Here is a 16,756-nt window from a genome sequence, read left to right on the forward strand (position 1 = left end):
CCATTGCCGCCCCGCTTGATCCTGCGCAAGGCGGGGGTCCCCCCCTTGCTCTAGCCTCTGTTCTCTTGACCAGAGGAAAGACTCATATCATGACGTGGTTCAAATCACTCACCCTCGCCGGACGCGAATTGCTGCCCATAGTTCAGGGCGGCATGGGCGTCGGCGTATCCGCTCATCGCCTGGCCGGCGCGGTTGCCAGCCAGAATGCCGTGGGCACCATTGCCAGCGTCGATTTGCGCCATCACCACGCCGATCTCGTGGAAAAAACCGAAAAATGCAATGACCGGGAATTGATCGACAGCGCCAACCGCGAGGCGCTGCACCGCGAAGTGCGCGCCGCGCTGGAAACGGCGCAGGGCCGCGGACTGGTGGCGGTGAACGTCATGAAGGCCGTGCGCGACCACCCCGCCCTGGTGCGCCAGGCCTGCGAAAGCGGCGCGGAAGCGATCGTGATGGGCGCGGGCCTGCCGCTGGACCTGCCCGACATGACGGCCGACTTTCCCAAGGTAGCGCTGGTGCCCATCCTGTCGGAAGCGCGCGGCGTGGCCGCGGTGCTGAAAAAGTGGATGAAAAAAGGCCGTCTGGCCGACGCCGTGGTCATCGAACACCCGGGCTACGCCGGCGGCCATCTGGGCGCGGCGCGGCTGAGCGACCTGCATGACGAACGCTTCGACTTCAAGCGCGTGCTGGCGGATTGCCACGCCCTGTTCGGCGAACTGCAACTGGGCCGCGATGCCCCCCGGTTGATCGTGGCGGGCGGCGTCGGCAGCCATGAGCAGGTGCGTCACTGGCTCAGCCATGGCGCCGACGGCGTGCAGGTGGGCACGGCCTTCGCCGTGACCCACGAGGGCGACGCGCACGAAAACTTCAAGCGCGTGCTGATCGATGCGGACCCGGACCAGCTGGCGGAGTTCACCAGCGTCGCGGGCCTGCCCGCGCGCGCCGTGGCCACGCCCTGGCTGACGCGCTACCTGCGCCAGGAAGGCACCCTGCAGGCCAATACCCGCGCCGACCCGCGCCGGTGCAGCCAGCGCATGGACTGCCTGTCGCAATGCGGGCTGCGCGACGGCATCGCGAAGTTCGGGCAATTCTGCATCGACCTGAAGCTGGCGGCCGCCATGCGCGGCGAAGTCAGCCGCGGCCTGTTCTTCCGCGGCGCTTCCAAGCTGCCGTTCGGCAGCGCCATGCGCTCGGTGCGTGAACTGATGGACTACCTGCTGCACGGACAGATGCCCGCCGCCGCATAGGTCCCGGGGACGCGGATTCCGCGAAAATAATTGAACGACGTATAATATTTTACGTCGTTCAATTATTTTATCCGCCATGCCCTCCTTCGAACCCTCTCCCGCCGACGCCAACGAGCCGGACACCAGCCGGCGCGAACGCAAGCGCCAGCAAACGCTGGACCATCTGGCCCAGACCGCCTACCGCCTGTTCGAAACGCTGGGCTACGACGCGGTCACGATGGAGCAGATCGCCGCCCAGGCGGACGTGTCCAAGGGCACGCTGTACAACCACTTTCCCGTCAAAGAGGCCTTGCTGGCGCACCGTTTCCACGGCGAGCTGGCCGTCACGCTGGCCGAGCTGTGGCCGGCGCTGCAAGCCTTGCCCACCCTCGCCTCGCGGCTGACCCGGATACTCCATGCCTCGGCCCATTGGTCCGAATCGCACCGCGCCTACCTCGGCCCCTACCTGCGCTATCGCCTGGCCACGCTGCAGCCCGGCGGGCGCGACAGCGAGCGCTATCCGCGCAGCGGCCTGCAGAGCGTGTTCGCCACGCTGATCCAGGACGCACAGGCGGCCGGCCAGGTGCGCACCGACCTACCCGCCGAGCTGTTGGCCCATCACATGCAGTTCCTTTACCTGGGGGCCATGCTGCGCTGGCTGGACCTGCCCGGCGCCAGCCTCAAGCCGGAATTCGACGCCGCCATCAGCCTCTTCGTGCAGGGCGCCAGCCGGAGCGCGGCATGACCGCCCCGGTGCTGGACTGGGCGGCCGCCGCGCAGGCCGGCCCCCTGGCCGCGGGCGGCAAAGGCTGGCAATTGGGCCGGATGGCCCAATTCGGCGTGCCCGTGCCCGACGGCTTCGTGCTGCCGGCCCAGGCCAGCCGCGAACACCGGCCCGGCCAGGACGTACCGCCCGCCGTGGCGCAGGCCTTGCATGAGGCGTTGCGCGTCCGCGGGTGGCTGGAGCGTCCACTGGCCCTGCGTTCCTCGACGCCCCAGGAGGACTCTGCGGGCGCCTCGTTCGCCGGCATCCACCTGTCCTGCCTGAATGTCCGCGGGCCCGAAGCCGCCTTGCAGGCGCTGCGGCGCATCTGGGATTCCCTGTGGACGCCCCAGGCGCAGGCTTACCGGCAGCGCCTGGGCCTGGCGGCCGATGGCGCCGGCGGCATGGCCGTGGTGGTGATGCCCATGATCGACGCGGCAGCCTCGGGCATTGCCTTCACCATCGACCCCGCCACGGGCCGCCACGACGAGATGCTCATCCACGCCAACTGGGGCCTGGGCGAATCCCTGGTGAACGGCCAGGCCGAGGGCGACGAATACCGCCTGCGCGAAGACTATCTGCGCCAGGCCTGGCCGCCAGCCGCGCGGCGGACCGGCGCCAAGCGCCACGCCACCCTGCCCGCCGCGGACGGCCCGGGCACGCGGCTGGCCGCCACGCCCGCCCCCCGCGCCGCCCAAGCCGTGCTGACGGATGCGCAGGCCGAGGCCCTGGGTGACATCGTCCGCGACGCAGCCCGCGCGCTGGACTACGCCGGCGCAGGCTACGACATCGAATGGGCCTGGGATGGACAGCGGTTCTGGATCGTGCAGGCCCGGCCGGTCACCGTGTCCGCGCGGCACACCTATCCCGCGCTGCAAGCACAGCCCGCGTACTGGTCGCGCGGCAACACCCGCGAGGTCCTGCCCCAACCCATGTCGGCGCTGGAATGGGACGCCGGCCGCGTCATGGCCCAGCGCATGCTGACCTGCGGCTTTGAACTCAGCGGCTACGCCACCCTGCCCGGCGTGCGGCTGGCGGCGCTGTTCCAGGGCCGCGCCTATCTGGACGCCTCGGTCATCCAGTGGATGGGTTATGACGCGCTGGGCATCCAGCCTCGCGACATGAATGCGCTGCTGGGCGGCCCGCAACCCGAGATCCGCGTGCCGCCGCTGAGCGCCGCGCAGCGCCTGCGGCACGGCTTGCGCATCCTGCGCTATCTGCGCCGGGCCGCGCCCTTGCGCCGGCAGGCCGCCACCGATCTGCCCGTGCTGCTGGCCCGCGCGCAGGACTGGCTGGACGCTCCCCTGCCCGATTCCAATGCGGGGCTGGGCGCCCGGCTGCGCGAGCAGTTCCAGACCGTGCTGGCCGCGGACGAACTGTTCTTTCTGCAGGGCTCGGGCGGCGGCGCGCTCTCCAAGCTGCTGGAACTGGTGGATAAAGCCGTCCCCGGCGAAGGGCACGCCTTGACCGCCGCGCTGATGGCGGGCGGCGAGCCCAGCGTGACCGCGGCGCAAGGCTATGCGCTCATGACGCTGGCGCAGCTTGCCGAACAGGATGCGCAGGCGCTGGCATGGCTGCGTACGCCCGGTCGCGACAGCGCCGCCTGGGCCGGCGCGCTGCCGGATGGCAGCGCCTTCAAGCAAGCCTTCGCCGACTTCCTGCACCGCTACGGCCACCGCGCCATCTATGAAACCTATCTGCGCAACCCGCGCTGGCGCGAAGCGCCCGGCTACCTGCTGGACAGCATCCTGAACCTGATCGGCGCCGATCCCGCCGCGCTGCGCGCCCGCCAGGACGCCGCGGCCCGCCAGGCATGGCAGCGCGTGCGCAAGGCCTTGCCCTTCTGGCAGCGGGCGCTTGCCGCCAAGCTGCTGGCCTCGTCCCGCATCGAAGGCAATCAGCGCGAAGCCGCTCGCAGCGTGCTCGTGGCCTACCTGGCCGTCGCGCGCAAAAGCGCACTGGAATTGGGCCGCCGCACGAGCGGCCCCGACGGGCTGGCCGCCGCCGACGACATCTTCCATCTCAACGCCGCCGAGATATTCGCGCTGGCGGAAGGCCGGATGGCGCCCGCGGCCCTGGGCCGCCGCGCCGCGGCCAGACGGACGCAGCTGGAGGCCTGGGCCGCCCTGCCGGACGCCGATGTCATCACCGAATACGCGCGAGATGGCGCCGCGGCGCCCGAACCGGGCGCGCGGACAACCCGCACTTCCCCCGATACGTGGCGCGGCACCCCGGTGGCGGGCGGGCGCGCCCATGGACGCGCCTTTGTCGCCCGCACGCCGGACGAGGGCCTGGCCATGCCGGCCGGCGGCATCCTGGTCGCGGCCTCGTCCGACCCCGCCTGGACGCCGCTGTTCCTGCGCGCGGGGGCCGTGGTGATGGAAGCCGGCGGCTACCTCTCGCACGCCGCCATCGTGGCGCGGGAGTTCGGCATACCCGCCGTGGTCAACGTCCAAGGCATCCTGCAAGGCGTCGCCACCGGCGACCTGCTGGACGTGGACGCCACGCAAGGCACCGTGCGCCGCATGCAGGACGCTGGCCCGCCTGGGAACACGCCCTAGGGCTGACTCCCCGTCGCTAGGTCGAACTGGAACACCGCGCCCAGGCCCTTGCCCTCCACCAGCCGGATCTCGCTCTGGTGCAGCTGCAGGATGCGCTGCACGATCACCAGTCCCAGGCCGCCGCCGTCGCCGGGACCTCGGTTCAGCGCCGATGCGCGCGTGAACAGCCCCGCGCGCAACTCCGCCGGGATGCCCTCGCCGGAATCGCTGACCTGCACCCGCACCCGGTTGCGGGCCAGGCCCAGCTGCAGTTCGATCCGGCCGCCCGGCGGGCTGTGGCGGATGGCGTTGTCCAGCAGATTCGTCAGCACCCGTTCGATCAGCCCCAGGTCGGCGCGCACGGGTGGCAGCGCCTGCGGGATGTCCGTGGTCAAGCGCTGCTGGCGCGCCTCGGCCGCCAGCTCGAATTTCTGGATCACGTCCTGCACCAGTTCCGGCAGGGAAAAGGTCTCGGGCTCCAATCGCACCAGGCCGGACTCCAGCCGCGCCAGTTCGAACAGTTCCTGCGCCAGCCGGCCCACCTTGCGGCTTTGCGCCAAGGCGATGTCCAGGTAGCGGCGGCGCTCGCTGGCGTCCAGGGTCTCGTCCTTGAGCCGCAACGTTTCCAGGTAACCATGCAGCGACGTGAGGGGCGTGCGCAGGTCATGCGAGATATTGGCGACCAGGTCGCGCCGCTGCTGGTCTTGCCGCGTGAGCTCGCGCCACTGGTCCGAAATCCGTTTCCCCATCTGCACGAAAGTGCGCCGCAGCACCGCGATCTCGTCGCCGCTGCGCTCCGAGGCATCCCCCGGCCGTTCCAGCGCGGCCAGCGCCCGGCCGTCGTCGCCCTCGAAGGCGCGCACCGCCCGCGTCAGCCCGCGCAGCGGCCGCGTGATCAAGGCGAAGGCCGCCAGGCCCGCCACCAGCCCCAGCAGCGCCACCAGCGCGATCGACCAGAGCGTCGTGCGCAGCACGGAACTGCGCGACACGGACATGGCCAGCGCATCGTGCGCCTGGCCTTGCAGCACCACGTAGACATAGCCCTTTTCCTGCCCGTCCACGCGCACGGGCGCGGCGCTGAACACCTTTTTCGCGCCCAGGCTGCGCGGATCGTCGCCCGTGATGGGCAGCATCTCGCCCGCCAGCAGCCGCCTGACCGGAGCCAGATCCACACGGTCGCGCTTGATCTGGCCGGGCGGCGCCGCGTCGCCCACGATGCGGCCGTCGTTGGACAGCAGATAGACCTCCACCGCCGGGTTCACCGCCATCAGCATGTCGAACAGCGAACGCACCGCGTCCGGCTTCCAGCCGTCGGCATCCATCAGCTCCGTGGTGCCGGCGATGTGTTGCGCCAGCCCGCTGGACAGGCGCTGCACGACCTCTTGCTCATAGCGCGAGTTGGCGGCGATCTGCAGCCAGGCCGAGGCCCCGCAGCAGGCCAGCAACAGCAGCGCGAACACGGCGGACAGCCGTTGGGTCAAGGTCAGGCGTTTCATGTCGGCGCTCCCGCGCCGCCCGGCGCCGCCGCGAATTTATAACCCCGGCCCCAGACGGTCAGGATGCGCTGGGGGTTGGACGGGTCGGCCTCGATCTTGGTGCGCAGCCGGTTGATGTGGGTGTTGACCGTGTGCTCATAGCCTTCGTGCTGGTAGCCCCACACCTGGTTCAGCAGATCCATGCGCGAAAACACCTTGTCCGGATGCCGCGCAAAGAAATGCAGCAGGTCGAACTCCCGCGGGGTCAGGTCCAGCCGCCGCTCGTCGACGTCGACCGTGCGCGCGATCGGGTCGATGGACACCCCGTGCAAGGCCAGGCTGCCGGCGTCGATGCGCGCATTGCGCTCGATGGCGTCGCTGCGGCGCAGGAGCGCCCGCACTCGCGCCACCAGCTCCAGCATGGAAAAAGGCTTGGCCAGGTAATCGTCCGCGCCCAGCTCCAGGCCCAGGATGCGGTGCACCTCGCTGGAGCGCGCGCTGGTGATGATGATGGGCGTGTAGCGCGCCATGGCGCGGGCCCGCTTGCAGATCTCCAGGCCGTCTATGCCGGGAAGCATCAGGTCCAGCACCAGCGCGTCCCAGCCGCCCTCTTCCAGCCGCCGCATGCCCTCGTTGCCGTCGGCCGCGTGCTCGACCGCATAGCCCTCGTCCCGCAGGTGCAGGCGCAGCAGTTCGGCGATGTGAACGTCGTCTTCAACTATCAGTACGCGTCGGGGCGTATCCATGGGGCACTCTGGGCAAGGTCGATGCGCCTATTGTCGCCAATCCGCGCCGGCGAAAGTTCACATTTAATTTAACTTTGCGTGAGGACTTCGGTATCGGGCCCGGGGAAGAATGGCTCCAACGACAGCAAGCCCCGGAGACCTCCATGTTGGCCCGCCCCGCAATTCACGACACGCCGCCCGCGCCACGGCCGGCGGAGGCCATCCACCCCGGCTGGCTGCGCGCAACCCACTGGCTGAACGCGCTGGCCGTGGTCATCATGACGATGAGCGGCTGGCGCATCTACAACGCCTCGCCGTTCTTCGACTTTACCTTCCCCAACGGCATCACGCTGGGCGGATGGCTGGGCGGCGCCCTGCAATGGCACTTTGCCGGCATGTGGCTGCTGTTTGCGAACGGCCTCCTGTACCTGGCGCTGAACGTCGCCACCGGCCGCCTCTGGCGCAAGTTCCTGCCCATCGCCCCGCGCGGCGTCGCCCGCGACCTGGCGGCGGCGCTGCGCGGCCAGCTGTCCCACGCCGACCCGCGCCGCTACAACCAGGTGCAGCGCCTGGCCTATCTGTCTGTCATGGCCGACATCGCGGTGCTGATCCTGTCCGGACTGGTGTTGTGGAAATCCGTGCAATTCGACCTGCTGCGCGAGCTGATGGGCGGCTACGAAGCCGCGCGCCGCGTCCACTTCCTTGCCATGGCGCTGCTCGCGGCCTTCGTGGTCGTCCACCTCGCGATGGTGGCGCTGGTGCCCCGCAGCCTGATCGCCATGATCCGCGGCAAATAAGGAGTATTCCGTGAGCGAAAAACGACGCCTCTCGCTGCTGGGCCTGGACGGTCCGGCCATCCTGAGCGAAGCCAGGAAGCTGCTGGAAAAGCGCGTGGAGCAGCCTTCCCGCCGCGCCTTCCTGCGCCGCACGCTGACACTGGGCGGCGTGGCCATGCTGTCCGGGTGCTCGCTGTCGGACGACGAAAACGTGGAAAAGGCGCTGTCCGCGGTCTCGCGCTTCAACGACCGCGTGCAAGGCTGGATCTTCGACCCAACCAAGCTCGCGCCGACCTACCCGGAGTCCATGATCACCCGGCCCTTTCCGTTCAATGCCTATTACGGCATCGACGAGGTTCGCCATGTGGACGAGGAATCGTTCCGGCTGGAGGTCACCGGCCTGGTCGCCGACAAGCGCCGCTGGCGGCTTGAGGAGCTGCGCGCCATGGCCCAGATCGACCAGGTAACACGGCACATCTGCGTGGAAGGCTGGAGCGCCATCGGCAAATGGGGCGGCGTGCCGTTCTCGGATTTCCTGAAACGCGTGGGCGCCGACCTGAACGCCAAATACGTGGGCTTCAAGTGCGCGGACGACTACTACACCAGCATCGACATGCCCACCGCGCTGCACCCGCAAACCATTCTGGCGCTGACCTACGACGGCCGGACGCTGCCCCCCGAATACGGCTTCCCCATGAAGCTGCGCATGCCCACCAAGCTTGGCTACAAGAACCCCAAGCACATACAGGCGATTTTCGTCACCAACACCTACCCGGGCGGTTACTGGGAGGACCAGGGCTACAACTGGTTCGGCGGAAGCTAGGTGAAACCCGTCTTACCCCTTTCATCCAAGGAACGCATCATGAACAAAATCACCACCGCCGCATTGTCCCTGTGCCTGGCCCTGGGCGCCACGGCCGCGTACGCCGCCGACAACATGGGCAAGGACAGCATGAGCAAGGACGGCATGTCCAAAAACAGCATGTCCAAGGACGCCCCGGCCCCGGACGGAATGAAGAAAGACTCCATGTCCCGGGACGGCATGCAGCACGACGGAATGAAAAAGGACTCGATGTCCAAGGACGGCATGTCCAAGGGGTCGATGTCGAAAGATTCCATGTCCAAGGATTCGATGTCAAAGGATTCGATGAGCAAGGACGGGATGGGCAAGGACGGGATGAAAAAGTAGGCCCGGGCGCCAGCCGGCGCCCCGCCGTCCTGCGACGCCGCCCCACCCATTAACGGAGCACACCATGACACTCAATCGCAGACACTTCCTGGGCCTGGGCGGCGCCGCGGCCATGGCCGCCGGCCTGGCCCCGCTGCTGGTCTCCCGCAGCGGCCACGCGGCCACCGCCGAGTCCTTCCCCTACACGCTCACCGACGCCCAATGGCGCGAACGGCTGACGCGCGAGCAGTATGAAGTGCTGCGCCGCGAAGGCACGGAACGCCCCTATACCAGCCCGCTCAACGACGAACACCGCAAAGGCACCTTCGCCTGCGCGGGCTGCGCCCACCCCCTGTTTTCCTCGTCCACCAAGTTCGACAGCGGCACCGGCTGGCCCAGCTTCTGGCAGCCCCTGCCCGGCGCCGTGGGCGAAACCCGCGACCGCAGCTTCGGCATGACACGCACCGCGGTGCATTGCGCCAACTGCGGCGGCCATCTGGGCCATGTATTCGATGACGGCCCCCGCCCCACCGGACTACGCTATTGCATGAACGGCGTGGCCATGACGTTCGCTCCGCAGGCCTGAGCCGCGGACGCATTACCCAGGATCCGACACCATGATCAAGCATCTCCCGATCCGCAGGCTCTGCGCCGCGCTTGCCGCCGCCTGCGGCCTGCTGGGCGCGGCCGCAGCGTCCGCCGCCGAGCGCGCCTTCATCATCCCGCCTCCCGCCGCCGATCTGTCCAAGGATTCCGCCACTCAGGAAAAAGCCGTCATCGCCGGCGGCTGCTTCTGGGGCGTCCAGGCCGTGTTCCAGCACGTCAAGGGCGTCAGCGGCGCGGTCTCCGGCTATGCCGGGGGCCAGGCAGCCACCGCGAACTACGATGCCGTCAGCAGCGGACGCAGCGGCCACGCCGAAGCCGTGGAAATCACCTACGACCCCAGCCAGGTCAGCTACGGCCAGCTGCTGCAGATCTACTTCTCGGTGGCCCACGACCCCACCCAGCTCAACCGCCAGGGCCCCGACTACGGCACTCAATACCGTTCCGCCGTGTTCCCCGCCAACGACAGCCAGCGCAAGGTAGCCGAAGCCTACATCGCCCAACTGAACCAGGCCGGCGTCTACCCCAAGGCCCTGGCCACCACGATAGAACCGCTGCAGGCCTTCTACCCGGCCGAGGGCTACCACCAGGACTATCTTGTCCGCCACCCGAACAGCATGTACATCGTGGTGAACGACATTCCCAAGGTCGAAAACCTGGCCAAGACCTTCCCGGACCGGTATCGCGACAAGCCGGTGCTGGTCAATGAAAACGGGAAGTAAAGCCGGGTGAAACGTATAAGGCCCGTCGATGGAAAATCGACGGGCCAGTTGACGGTTCGCGTTTGCCAGCTTCGCTCAGGTTCCGCGTTTGGCAGGACATTCGACACTATCGCCAGGGTGGGCGAAAATTCGGCGGAAACCGATTGGTCGGCATAACTAAAAATTCGATATCCATGAAATTCAACGCAAAGTTCTCCGCGTCAGCATGTGACGAGACTTATCCAATGGCCTACGTCCACTGCACCGACGAAACTTCAGGATATTGTTTTTCCCTATCCCGAATTCCGCACGAAGAACACATCGAGCTGATGGTTTACGACCAGCTGGTTGCCAGGATTTCCGATCTGCCGGTCGTGTTCACCGGCCATGCCATCCATGCGGAACTCCATCCGGAGCTCGCTTCCCGGCTGGATGGCGTGAGCAAGTATGAAATCAATCTGCTGGACATCGACGGGCGTCGATCCGAACTCATTTCTGCCCTCCACAAAATATTCGAAGGCAAGACAGGTTTTCGGGATCTCTCCGCGGCCTGAGTTTCCATCTTTACGGCCAGGCGCCCTATGCCTCTCCTTGCCCCTCTAGCTGGCGGCAGCTTCGGGCGTGCCAGCCGTGCACGCAACACTCCCCTCGGAAGGAAGAGGCCCAGCCTGTTGGGCCCAAGCCCGCATCGCGTCGGCGCGGTTCTTGGTACGTGTCGTCTGCGCGCGTACCTGGTCGACGGCATCAGCATTGACAGCCCATAGGCAATCCCGCGCCACGACATAGGATTGAATCTCGACCGCCGTCGGCGCACGCCCGGCGGCGCCGTCAATCATGACCTTTGTGACCTGCACCGCATAAGCTTCGCCTAGCGCGAGGGAATCTCGCTCGGTGAATGTCGCGCGCAAGGTCTTGTCGAGTTCATCCCGCACCCCGTTTTGATTGCTATCGGGGCCGAGAAGGTCCTGCTCCTGGATGGTGAGCGAGCCCAGTATCGGGTGATCCACCACAGCCGGTCGCACGCCTACGACGTAATCGTCTCCGGTTGCTGCGCACCCTCCAAGCGTAAGTACGACGGTAGCAACCACAATATGGAAGTTCAGATTCATGTGCATGGGTCTTTCGATGGATCGTTAGCCAGGCCACGGCCCTATGGCAACGGCGCACCCTTGGCGTCGTATTTTTGGGTGAAGCTGAAACCGTATTCGCGCACGCTTTCGGGGTAGTAAGTGCTGGTCTCGCCGAACCCTTGGAAGGTGCCGATACGTGGCAACCTGGCCACGCATGCCTTGAATTCCGGAGAGGCCGCCTGGCACAGAATGCGTAGCACCACATTGCCTTCACCGGTCGCGGCAAATCCCTTCACGACGTTAGACGTGCCAGTTTGGCGCAATTCAACAAAATCGCCCTGTTTGAGTTGCGGCAAGTGGTCCGGAATGATGCCCGTCGTCACCCACCCCTTGCCGCCGGCGCGAACCCAGGCGCCATATTCCGGGTGGCGCATCTGGAGAAACGCGACGCGCATGGCGTACTCGGGCTCGCCCTTGATGACGCCCACGGTGTAGAGCTGATTGCGAGCCGCAAAGGGGTAGTCGCCCGCCCAGACCTCGTCACGTATGACCTGAGCGGCGACATTGACCTGGCGCATGTTCCGATCCAGTTCAGTCGCGCCGCCATTCAGAATGAAATTCATGGTGTGGACGGCGGGTGTCTGACAGCCCGCCAGCAAGAAGAACACCGGGTATGCCAAGAAGACTTTCTTCAACGTTCTCAACGCCTCTCAAACCAAGTTGTGCAAGGAAATTCACTAGAGGTGGAGGCATCTATTGCAGCAAGCAACACATTGCGCAGCACGTGCCGTAAATGTTAACATAACACACGTTTAGTTACTGCTTGAAGTATTTTAAGTCGGGCCCGGTTCCACCTCGTCCGACATGTTTCGCCTCACGTCGAGTGATGCTTTCCCTGCTGCAACCAAACGTCCTTACCGCACTCACCAGCAAAACCCTAGGCCCATCTAACTTTCAGGTTTCTCAGAAATGCGAAGAAAATTTGTTAAATACATGGCGGGCGGAATGGGTGCCATTGGACTGGTCATTGTCTTTGCATCCGTGCATTACTTTATTGGCGGCAATTCCGCCGGTTTGTTCGGCCTGTTGTTTGGCGGTATATGGGCGGCTGTAGGATTGAGTCGATACTTTCGAATCAATAAATTCGAGAATCGTAGTTTCGAATGGTATCGACGCAAGCACCCGGAATTGTGTGGCTCCAACGGCCGGGTGTCATGCAAGAACTGCAATGGGAAACAAATCCGAGCTCGTGGGTTGATGCAGCATAGCTACACCCGGGAGCATTTCTGCGGCGTCTGCGGAACGACTCTCTACTACACGCCCGAGGGCTAGTTCATTCCGAATACAGGAAATCCAGACAATCGCCTTGGCCCGCCCTCCCACAATCACGGTCACGGCATGCAGATCGAAAGACGGGGCCATCGTATGCCGAATCGTTTGGAGTGCACCCGGTCCATGAATGTTTCGACACTCGCGCGGCGAGGATTATGCCGAACTCGCAATTCGAACAGATCATTCAATCCGTGCAGCGCTATTACTTTTACCGACTCGTCATCATCCAAATAAACGCCGACGCAGGTGGCGAATTCCGGCCAGGTGCTGAGCCCGTCTTGCAATGAGTCAAGCGGTGCAACTGCCCGCCCAGATGCGTCTACAAGCCATTCATGCACTTTTGCCTGGTTCGTCACATCCCAGGCGAGATGCGGGGCCAGGAAAGTCAGCCGCTCTTGAAGTGCCGCATCCTGGCCAGAGGCCGCGTCCGCATCAAAATACGCGACGTCCACGTCATCCACGCTGGACGGCTCCTGAAAGCCATGTAAGGCGTCCCATACCGATGATCGGATGACCCCAGCGCCAATGCACCACGATGACAAGCCGAGCGATCGTACGGTTCGCAACGCGGCCATCAATTGCCCGGAAGCTTCGACCAAGTCGCAAAGCCGTTGCTCATAGTTTGCTTGAGTGTCTTCCACGATTCTTCTTGGAGCGGGAATTCTGGGGAGGCGAGAGAGTGTAAATCCACAAACGCTGAGCGTCCGCGATTGGCCGGGAGCAGTCGTTGACGACGGGCCGCTTTTGACCCATTCCGGCCGTCAGGGCCGACGGCAGGCGCTCTGGACTCCGTCCATACGTGAAAACCCGCTCGCTCGCACCGCCGGTCATGGGTAAAGTGAGGTAACGTGACTTCAGCCAGCACTCGGGCGGGCTGTTACACAGCAATGCTGCTGTCCTGAAACCAAGTAAAAGGTAATTCGTCCACTGTAATTTTTAAGCCACAAAGGAGAGCATTCATGGCACTTAAACCAGGACCAAAGCCGATAGCACAATCAACTGGAAAACCGGATCAGCGCCGCCGCGATAACAAAACTACACCAGGGAATACACCATCTCTCAAACCTAGCAAATCTAGCAATCCCCCCAAAAGTAAATGATAGGGGGCTCTTGTTAATTTTCCGATCTAACCCGGCAGTCGATCGGATCTGCACGGAATACCGCGCAGGCCGATCACTTCCACATTGGATGACGGCTCTTGACCGATGATCCGACCGGCTGCTCTTGGCCGGTAGCTGACATGCGGATGCCCGCTACCGACCCATTGCTGCCGTTGGGCTAGACAGATTGATCGGCCGCAATGCAGCGATTGCTGGCAGCCGCACCCTCACAATGAATTCGCGGTCTTACGCACATCGTGGTCATTCGGATGCCCGCAATCCTCTAGAAGAGTTGGGTCGACATGCGCGCCGCTTGCCTGGATTGCTGTATCGGCAGATGTTTATCAATGAATGTATGCAGGCCATCGTGCGCATCTTGAGACCAAGTATCGCTGAAGATGCCGGCGTCCAAGGTGGCCTTGAATTTGTCGAGATCAACTAAGGACAAAGATCGCAAGAACTTCGTCACGTCAACTAGCGTATGGCTCGTGACGTCCGGTATCGGCCAACCATCGTAGAAGCTAGTGCCGAAACACACTGCGCAGACTCTGATTTCGCCGCTTCGGTACTCCGAGATCGACGAGACGAGCCCTCCCGCGCCGTTGGGCCAACTGAATTGCGTCTCTTGCAGGCTCAACTGCCAGATGCGCTCGTCCACAGCCCGATCCATTAGAAGGAGCGTCCAGCCATGGCCTTCCGCTGCCATGCCCACAATTGTTCCTGTATCGATGTGGCGTTCCAATTCTCGCCAAAGGGCGCCTTTTGCGCAGAGTAGAGCAGCTTCAAGTTCTGTGCGTGATGCATGGTCCGCAGCCTGTTGGCGAATCTCTCGTGCCTCCCTCCGCTCATTTTTCTCCGCCTTGTTTTGTGCTCGTCTCGCAATGATTTCAAATATTGGGGCGGTCAGTTCCTTGACCTGGGTATTCAGTGTTTCACCAGTAATGCGGACATATGGAAAGATGTCCTCGATGTGCGTCAGAAATAAGTCGACACGCCACCGGCAATCACTGCGCATCCACTCTGTGGCACCATCAAGCACGCCTGCGTCGGCAGCGACCTCCTCTGCCGAGAGACGCCATTCATCGAATGTGCGTAGGAGAATTCGTTCCAGGAGTGCCGCAACCTTGGCGCTCTGTACTTCAAGCCCGACTGAGCTAGTCCATTCAATGTCGTCCAGACCGAAGCGGCGCGCCCTCTGAATGATGTCATTAGCCTTTCCAATCTTGAAGCGTCGGCCGTTGCGATGAGCAAGCAAATAGACGTGGGATTTCATTCTTTATTGGTGTTCATTAAGCCGCACTTTGCTTGTAAAAAGGCAGCTAATACTCGTGAGTCAGCTATTCTGCTGGACATACGCGATGCCGAAGTCTTGCTCCACATCTATGGTGAAAATTTTGTCTGATCTCCTGGACAAAAAATCGACAGCATAGGTACCGTGGATGTTAGTTTTCAACTTCCAGTTTTGGTGAGGTCTGAGCGTCACTATTATGGCCTCTAGTGGTTGCAGCCAGCCTTAAGCAGTTACTCATCTCATGCAAGTCAACGACTATTCCTGGCCGAGAGCCGTCTTTGACGACAGACCGCTCCCGACCCGAAGCGGTCTGTCAAATATCCACATATCAGCATAAGGATGTGTGCGACATTGCTTCAAGCGGGAGATCAAACTGCCCACGTGAATCTCAAGCTTGTGTCCTTCCGGATCAAGAAAGTAGAAAGAGCTTCCTTCGCTGCCGTTGCTCTGCCATTCCGTAACTCCTGCTCTCTTCCAGCATGAAGTGCGCGCCGTCCCGATCCAGGAACACAACACCCTCTGCCTCGCGCTGGTACACGACCTCGAATCCACATAGGTCGATCCAGAAGTGCCGGCTTTGCGCCATGCCCCGAACCATCTGTTCCGGGACTAGGCGCGCTCGGTACGATTTATCTTCCATCGCCTCTCCTCGTGTCGCTATGCGTCGGGCGGCCATGATATCGCCCGGCGGCGTGGCGCGGTCAGCCCACCTGTGTCACTTCCGGCCCGCTTCGGCCGCCGGCATCGCATTGAACCCTCGCCGCCCACAGGACTTGCAGCACTGCTTGACCCTCACGTAACGTGATGGCCCAGAGTTTGGCCTGCGTATTCGAAGGAGGAAACATGCGACTGACCGTAGGAGAACTGGCAAAGCGTAGCGGGCTGACCGTGCGCACGCTTCACCACTATCACGCGATTGGTTTGTTGACGCCTTCGGCGCGCGCCGAAAACGGCTATCGCCTGTACGGCCGCGACGAGATTGCCCGTCTGCATCAGATCCAGGCATTGCGTCGTTTCGGATTGGCGTTGGCGGAAATTGGCGCTTACCTGGACCAGCCCGGTGCTCCCTTGGCGGACGTGATCGCCCGGCAGATTGCCATGCTGGACCGCCAGATGCAGCAGGCCGCGCGCCTGCGCGAACGCTTGGCGCAACTGCACGAGCAGCTGGCGGACGGCACGGAGCCTGAGCTGGCCGATTGGCTAAAAACTCTGGAAATGATGACTATGTACGATAAATATTTTTCGCCAGAAGAACTGGCGCGTTTGCCCCTGTACACCCGTGGGTCCGACAGCGACCCCGACTGGCTTGGGCTGGTTCACGAAGTGGGGCAGCAGATGGTGCAGGGCGTGGCGCCCGAGGACGCTAAGCCGCGCCAACTTGCCCGGCGCTGGATGGAACTGCTGCTGCGCGATACCAACGGCGATCCGCGCTTGTTGGTGAAGCTGAATCACATGCACGAGCAGGAGCCCGGCATGCAGACGCACGTCGGCATTTCCAAAGCCATGCGCGACTATGTGCTGCGCGCCTTCTCGGAAAGCAAGCTGCTTATCTACGAAAAATATCTGACGCCGGACGAAGCGAGGTTCATGCGCGAGCATTACGGCGACCGGATCTCGGAATGGCCGCCGCTAATCGCAGAGGTTCGGAACGCCATTGATGCGAGCGTGGCGCCCGACTCGGAAACCGGCCTGGCACTGGCGCGGCAGTGGCTGGAACTGTTCAGTTCGTATGCGGGCAAGAACCCGGCCACACACGCTAAGTTCCGGCTGGCACTGATGACCGAGCCCGAATTGACCGCCGGCACATGGGTGGACGACGCGACGCTGGCATTCATGCGGCAGGCGATGGGGACGCTGGCGAAGTAGCCAGCCCCCTGCCGTCCCGGCACTAGCCCGGCGGGCGCCGCGCTGCCACCTTGATCCCGTTGATCTGGCTGGCGTAGCTGGCGCCCTGAAGCAGCAGCACCATTTGCGGGTGTCGAGCTC

Annotated in this window: 16 protein-coding genes and 1 pseudogene; 10 read left to right on the top strand and 7 right to left on the bottom strand. The window is 63.9% G+C overall.

Annotation, left to right across the window (positions count from 1 at the left end):
• Positions 1-89 precede the first annotated feature (89 nt).
• From HLG70_RS09235 to HLG70_RS09245, 3 genes are all read left to right on the top strand, one after another.
• A complete protein-coding gene (locus HLG70_RS09235) occupies positions 90-1,247 on the top strand; it encodes an NAD(P)H-dependent flavin oxidoreductase (protein WP_171662068.1) in 1,158 nt (385 codons plus the stop codon).
• 76 nt (positions 1,248-1,323) lie between these two features.
• The gene (locus HLG70_RS09240) at positions 1,324-1,971 is read left to right on the top strand and encodes a TetR/AcrR family transcriptional regulator (RefSeq protein WP_171662067.1); all 648 of its coding nucleotides are present in this window, start codon (positions 1,324-1,326) and stop codon (positions 1,969-1,971) included.
• Complete coding sequence (locus tag HLG70_RS09245; protein WP_171662066.1) at positions 1,968-4,550, top strand: PEP/pyruvate-binding domain-containing protein; 2,583 nt, start codon at positions 1,968-1,970, stop codon at positions 4,548-4,550. Before HLG70_RS09240 ends, HLG70_RS09245 begins: the two co-directional genes overlap by 4 nt.
• On the opposite strand, the gene HLG70_RS09250 is transcribed toward HLG70_RS09245, so the two are convergent.
• Both HLG70_RS09250 and HLG70_RS09255 read right to left on the bottom strand, forming a co-directional pair.
• Positions 4,547-6,025, bottom strand: coding sequence for a sensor histidine kinase (locus HLG70_RS09250; protein ID WP_171662065.1), 1,479 nt, complete (start codon positions 6,023-6,025; stop codon positions 4,547-4,549). The genes HLG70_RS09245 and HLG70_RS09250 overlap by 4 nt on opposite strands.
• Entirely contained in the window at positions 6,022-6,750 is a 729-nt protein-coding gene (locus HLG70_RS09255) for a response regulator transcription factor (protein ID WP_171662064.1), read from the bottom strand. The genes HLG70_RS09250 and HLG70_RS09255 overlap by 4 nt, the downstream gene beginning before the upstream one ends.
• 143 nt (positions 6,751-6,893) lie before the next feature.
• Between HLG70_RS09255 and HLG70_RS09260 the strand changes: the two genes are divergently transcribed.
• The 6 genes from HLG70_RS09260 to HLG70_RS09285 all read left to right on the top strand — a co-directional run bounded on the left by HLG70_RS09260 (position 6,894) and on the right by HLG70_RS09285 (position 10,531).
• A complete protein-coding gene (locus tag HLG70_RS09260) occupies positions 6,894-7,526 on the top strand; it encodes a cytochrome b/b6 domain-containing protein (RefSeq protein ID WP_171662063.1) in 633 nt (210 codons plus the stop codon).
• Between the two features lie 10 nt (positions 7,527-7,536).
• On the top strand, positions 7,537-8,328 hold the full coding sequence (locus HLG70_RS09265; protein ID WP_171662062.1) for a molybdopterin-binding protein: 792 nt from the start codon (positions 7,537-7,539) through the stop codon (positions 8,326-8,328).
• A gap of 39 nt (positions 8,329-8,367) precedes the next feature.
• Positions 8,368-8,694 (top strand): pentapeptide MXKDX repeat protein, encoded by a 327-nt coding sequence (locus HLG70_RS09270; RefSeq protein ID WP_171662061.1) that lies wholly within the window; start codon positions 8,368-8,370, stop codon positions 8,692-8,694.
• Between the two features lie 64 nt (positions 8,695-8,758).
• Positions 8,759-9,259 (top strand): peptide-methionine (R)-S-oxide reductase MsrB, encoded by a 501-nt coding sequence (gene msrB, locus HLG70_RS09275; protein ID WP_171662060.1) that lies wholly within the window; start codon positions 8,759-8,761, stop codon positions 9,257-9,259.
• 31 nt (positions 9,260-9,290) lie between these two features.
• On the top strand, positions 9,291-9,998 hold the full coding sequence (gene msrA, locus HLG70_RS09280; RefSeq protein WP_171662059.1) for a peptide-methionine (S)-S-oxide reductase MsrA: 708 nt from the start codon (positions 9,291-9,293) through the stop codon (positions 9,996-9,998).
• A 173-nt stretch (positions 9,999-10,171) separates the two neighbouring features.
• Entirely contained in the window at positions 10,172-10,531 is a 360-nt protein-coding gene (locus HLG70_RS09285) for a transcriptional repressor (protein ID WP_171662058.1), read from the top strand.
• A 45-nt stretch (positions 10,532-10,576) separates the two neighbouring features.
• Here HLG70_RS09285 and HLG70_RS09290 read toward each other — a convergent pair whose 3' ends face one another.
• The 5 genes and pseudogenes from HLG70_RS09290 to HLG70_RS29520 form a co-directional block, all read right to left on the bottom strand.
• Positions 10,577-11,086 carry a hypothetical protein gene (locus HLG70_RS09290; RefSeq protein ID WP_171662057.1) on the bottom strand — a complete coding sequence of 170 codons (510 nt, stop codon included), beginning with the start codon at positions 11,084-11,086 and terminating at the stop codon, positions 10,577-10,579.
• 41 nt (positions 11,087-11,127) lie between these two features.
• Positions 11,128-11,742 (bottom strand): hypothetical protein, encoded by a 615-nt coding sequence (locus tag HLG70_RS09295; RefSeq protein WP_171662056.1) that lies wholly within the window; start codon positions 11,740-11,742, stop codon positions 11,128-11,130.
• A 696-nt stretch (positions 11,743-12,438) separates the two neighbouring features.
• Positions 12,439-13,020 (bottom strand): nucleotidyltransferase family protein, encoded by a 582-nt coding sequence (locus HLG70_RS09300; RefSeq protein ID WP_234103029.1) that lies wholly within the window; start codon positions 13,018-13,020, stop codon positions 12,439-12,441.
• A 742-nt stretch (positions 13,021-13,762) separates the two neighbouring features.
• Positions 13,763-14,752 (bottom strand): hypothetical protein, encoded by a 990-nt coding sequence (locus HLG70_RS09305; RefSeq protein WP_171662055.1) that lies wholly within the window; start codon positions 14,750-14,752, stop codon positions 13,763-13,765.
• Between the two features lie 273 nt (positions 14,753-15,025).
• Positions 15,026-15,244: pseudogene (locus HLG70_RS29520) on the bottom strand (hypothetical protein); the annotation flags it as partial.
• A gap of 369 nt (positions 15,245-15,613) precedes the next feature.
• Here HLG70_RS29520 and HLG70_RS09310 point away from each other — a divergent pair.
• Positions 15,614-16,636: a MerR family transcriptional regulator gene (locus tag HLG70_RS09310; protein WP_171662054.1), complete on the top strand. Its 1,023-nt coding sequence runs from the start codon at positions 15,614-15,616 to the stop codon at positions 16,634-16,636.
• Positions 16,637-16,756: the final 120 nt, after the last annotated feature.

The organism is Achromobacter deleyi (genome assembly GCF_013116765.2).
Taxonomy (GTDB): Bacteria; Pseudomonadota; Gammaproteobacteria; order Burkholderiales; family Burkholderiaceae_B; genus Achromobacter; species Achromobacter deleyi_A.

What these genes read in the sequence shown, in the direction of transcription:
- HLG70_RS09260 (WP_171662063.1), top strand. Translation starts at nt 6,894, where the DNA reads ATGTTGGCCCGCCCCGCAATTCACGACACGCCGCCCGCGCCACGGCCG.
- HLG70_RS09310 (WP_171662054.1), top strand. Translation starts at nt 15,614, where the DNA reads ATGCGACTGACCGTAGGAGAACTGGCAAAGCGTAGCGGGCTGACCGTG.
- msrB (WP_171662060.1), top strand. Translation starts at nt 8,759, where the DNA reads ATGACACTCAATCGCAGACACTTCCTGGGCCTGGGCGGCGCCGCGGCC.
- HLG70_RS09255 (WP_171662064.1), bottom strand. Translation starts at nt 6,750, where the DNA reads ATGGATACGCCCCGACGCGTACTGATAGTTGAAGACGACGTTCACATC.
- HLG70_RS09290 (WP_171662057.1), bottom strand. Translation starts at nt 11,086, where the DNA reads ATGAATCTGAACTTCCATATTGTGGTTGCTACCGTCGTACTTACGCTT.
- HLG70_RS09240 (WP_171662067.1), top strand. Translation starts at nt 1,324, where the DNA reads ATGCCCTCCTTCGAACCCTCTCCCGCCGACGCCAACGAGCCGGACACC.
- HLG70_RS09250 (WP_171662065.1), bottom strand. Translation starts at nt 6,025, where the DNA reads ATGAAACGCCTGACCTTGACCCAACGGCTGTCCGCCGTGTTCGCGCTG.
- HLG70_RS09305 (WP_171662055.1), bottom strand. Translation starts at nt 14,752, where the DNA reads ATGAAATCCCACGTCTATTTGCTTGCTCATCGCAACGGCCGACGCTTC.
- HLG70_RS09270 (WP_171662061.1), top strand. Translation starts at nt 8,368, where the DNA reads ATGAACAAAATCACCACCGCCGCATTGTCCCTGTGCCTGGCCCTGGGC.
- HLG70_RS09245 (WP_171662066.1), top strand. Translation starts at nt 1,968, where the DNA reads ATGACCGCCCCGGTGCTGGACTGGGCGGCCGCCGCGCAGGCCGGCCCC.
- HLG70_RS09285 (WP_171662058.1), top strand. Translation starts at nt 10,172, where the DNA reads ATGAAATTCAACGCAAAGTTCTCCGCGTCAGCATGTGACGAGACTTAT.
- msrA (WP_171662059.1), top strand. Translation starts at nt 9,291, where the DNA reads ATGATCAAGCATCTCCCGATCCGCAGGCTCTGCGCCGCGCTTGCCGCC.
- HLG70_RS09235 (WP_171662068.1), top strand. Translation starts at nt 90, where the DNA reads ATGACGTGGTTCAAATCACTCACCCTCGCCGGACGCGAATTGCTGCCC.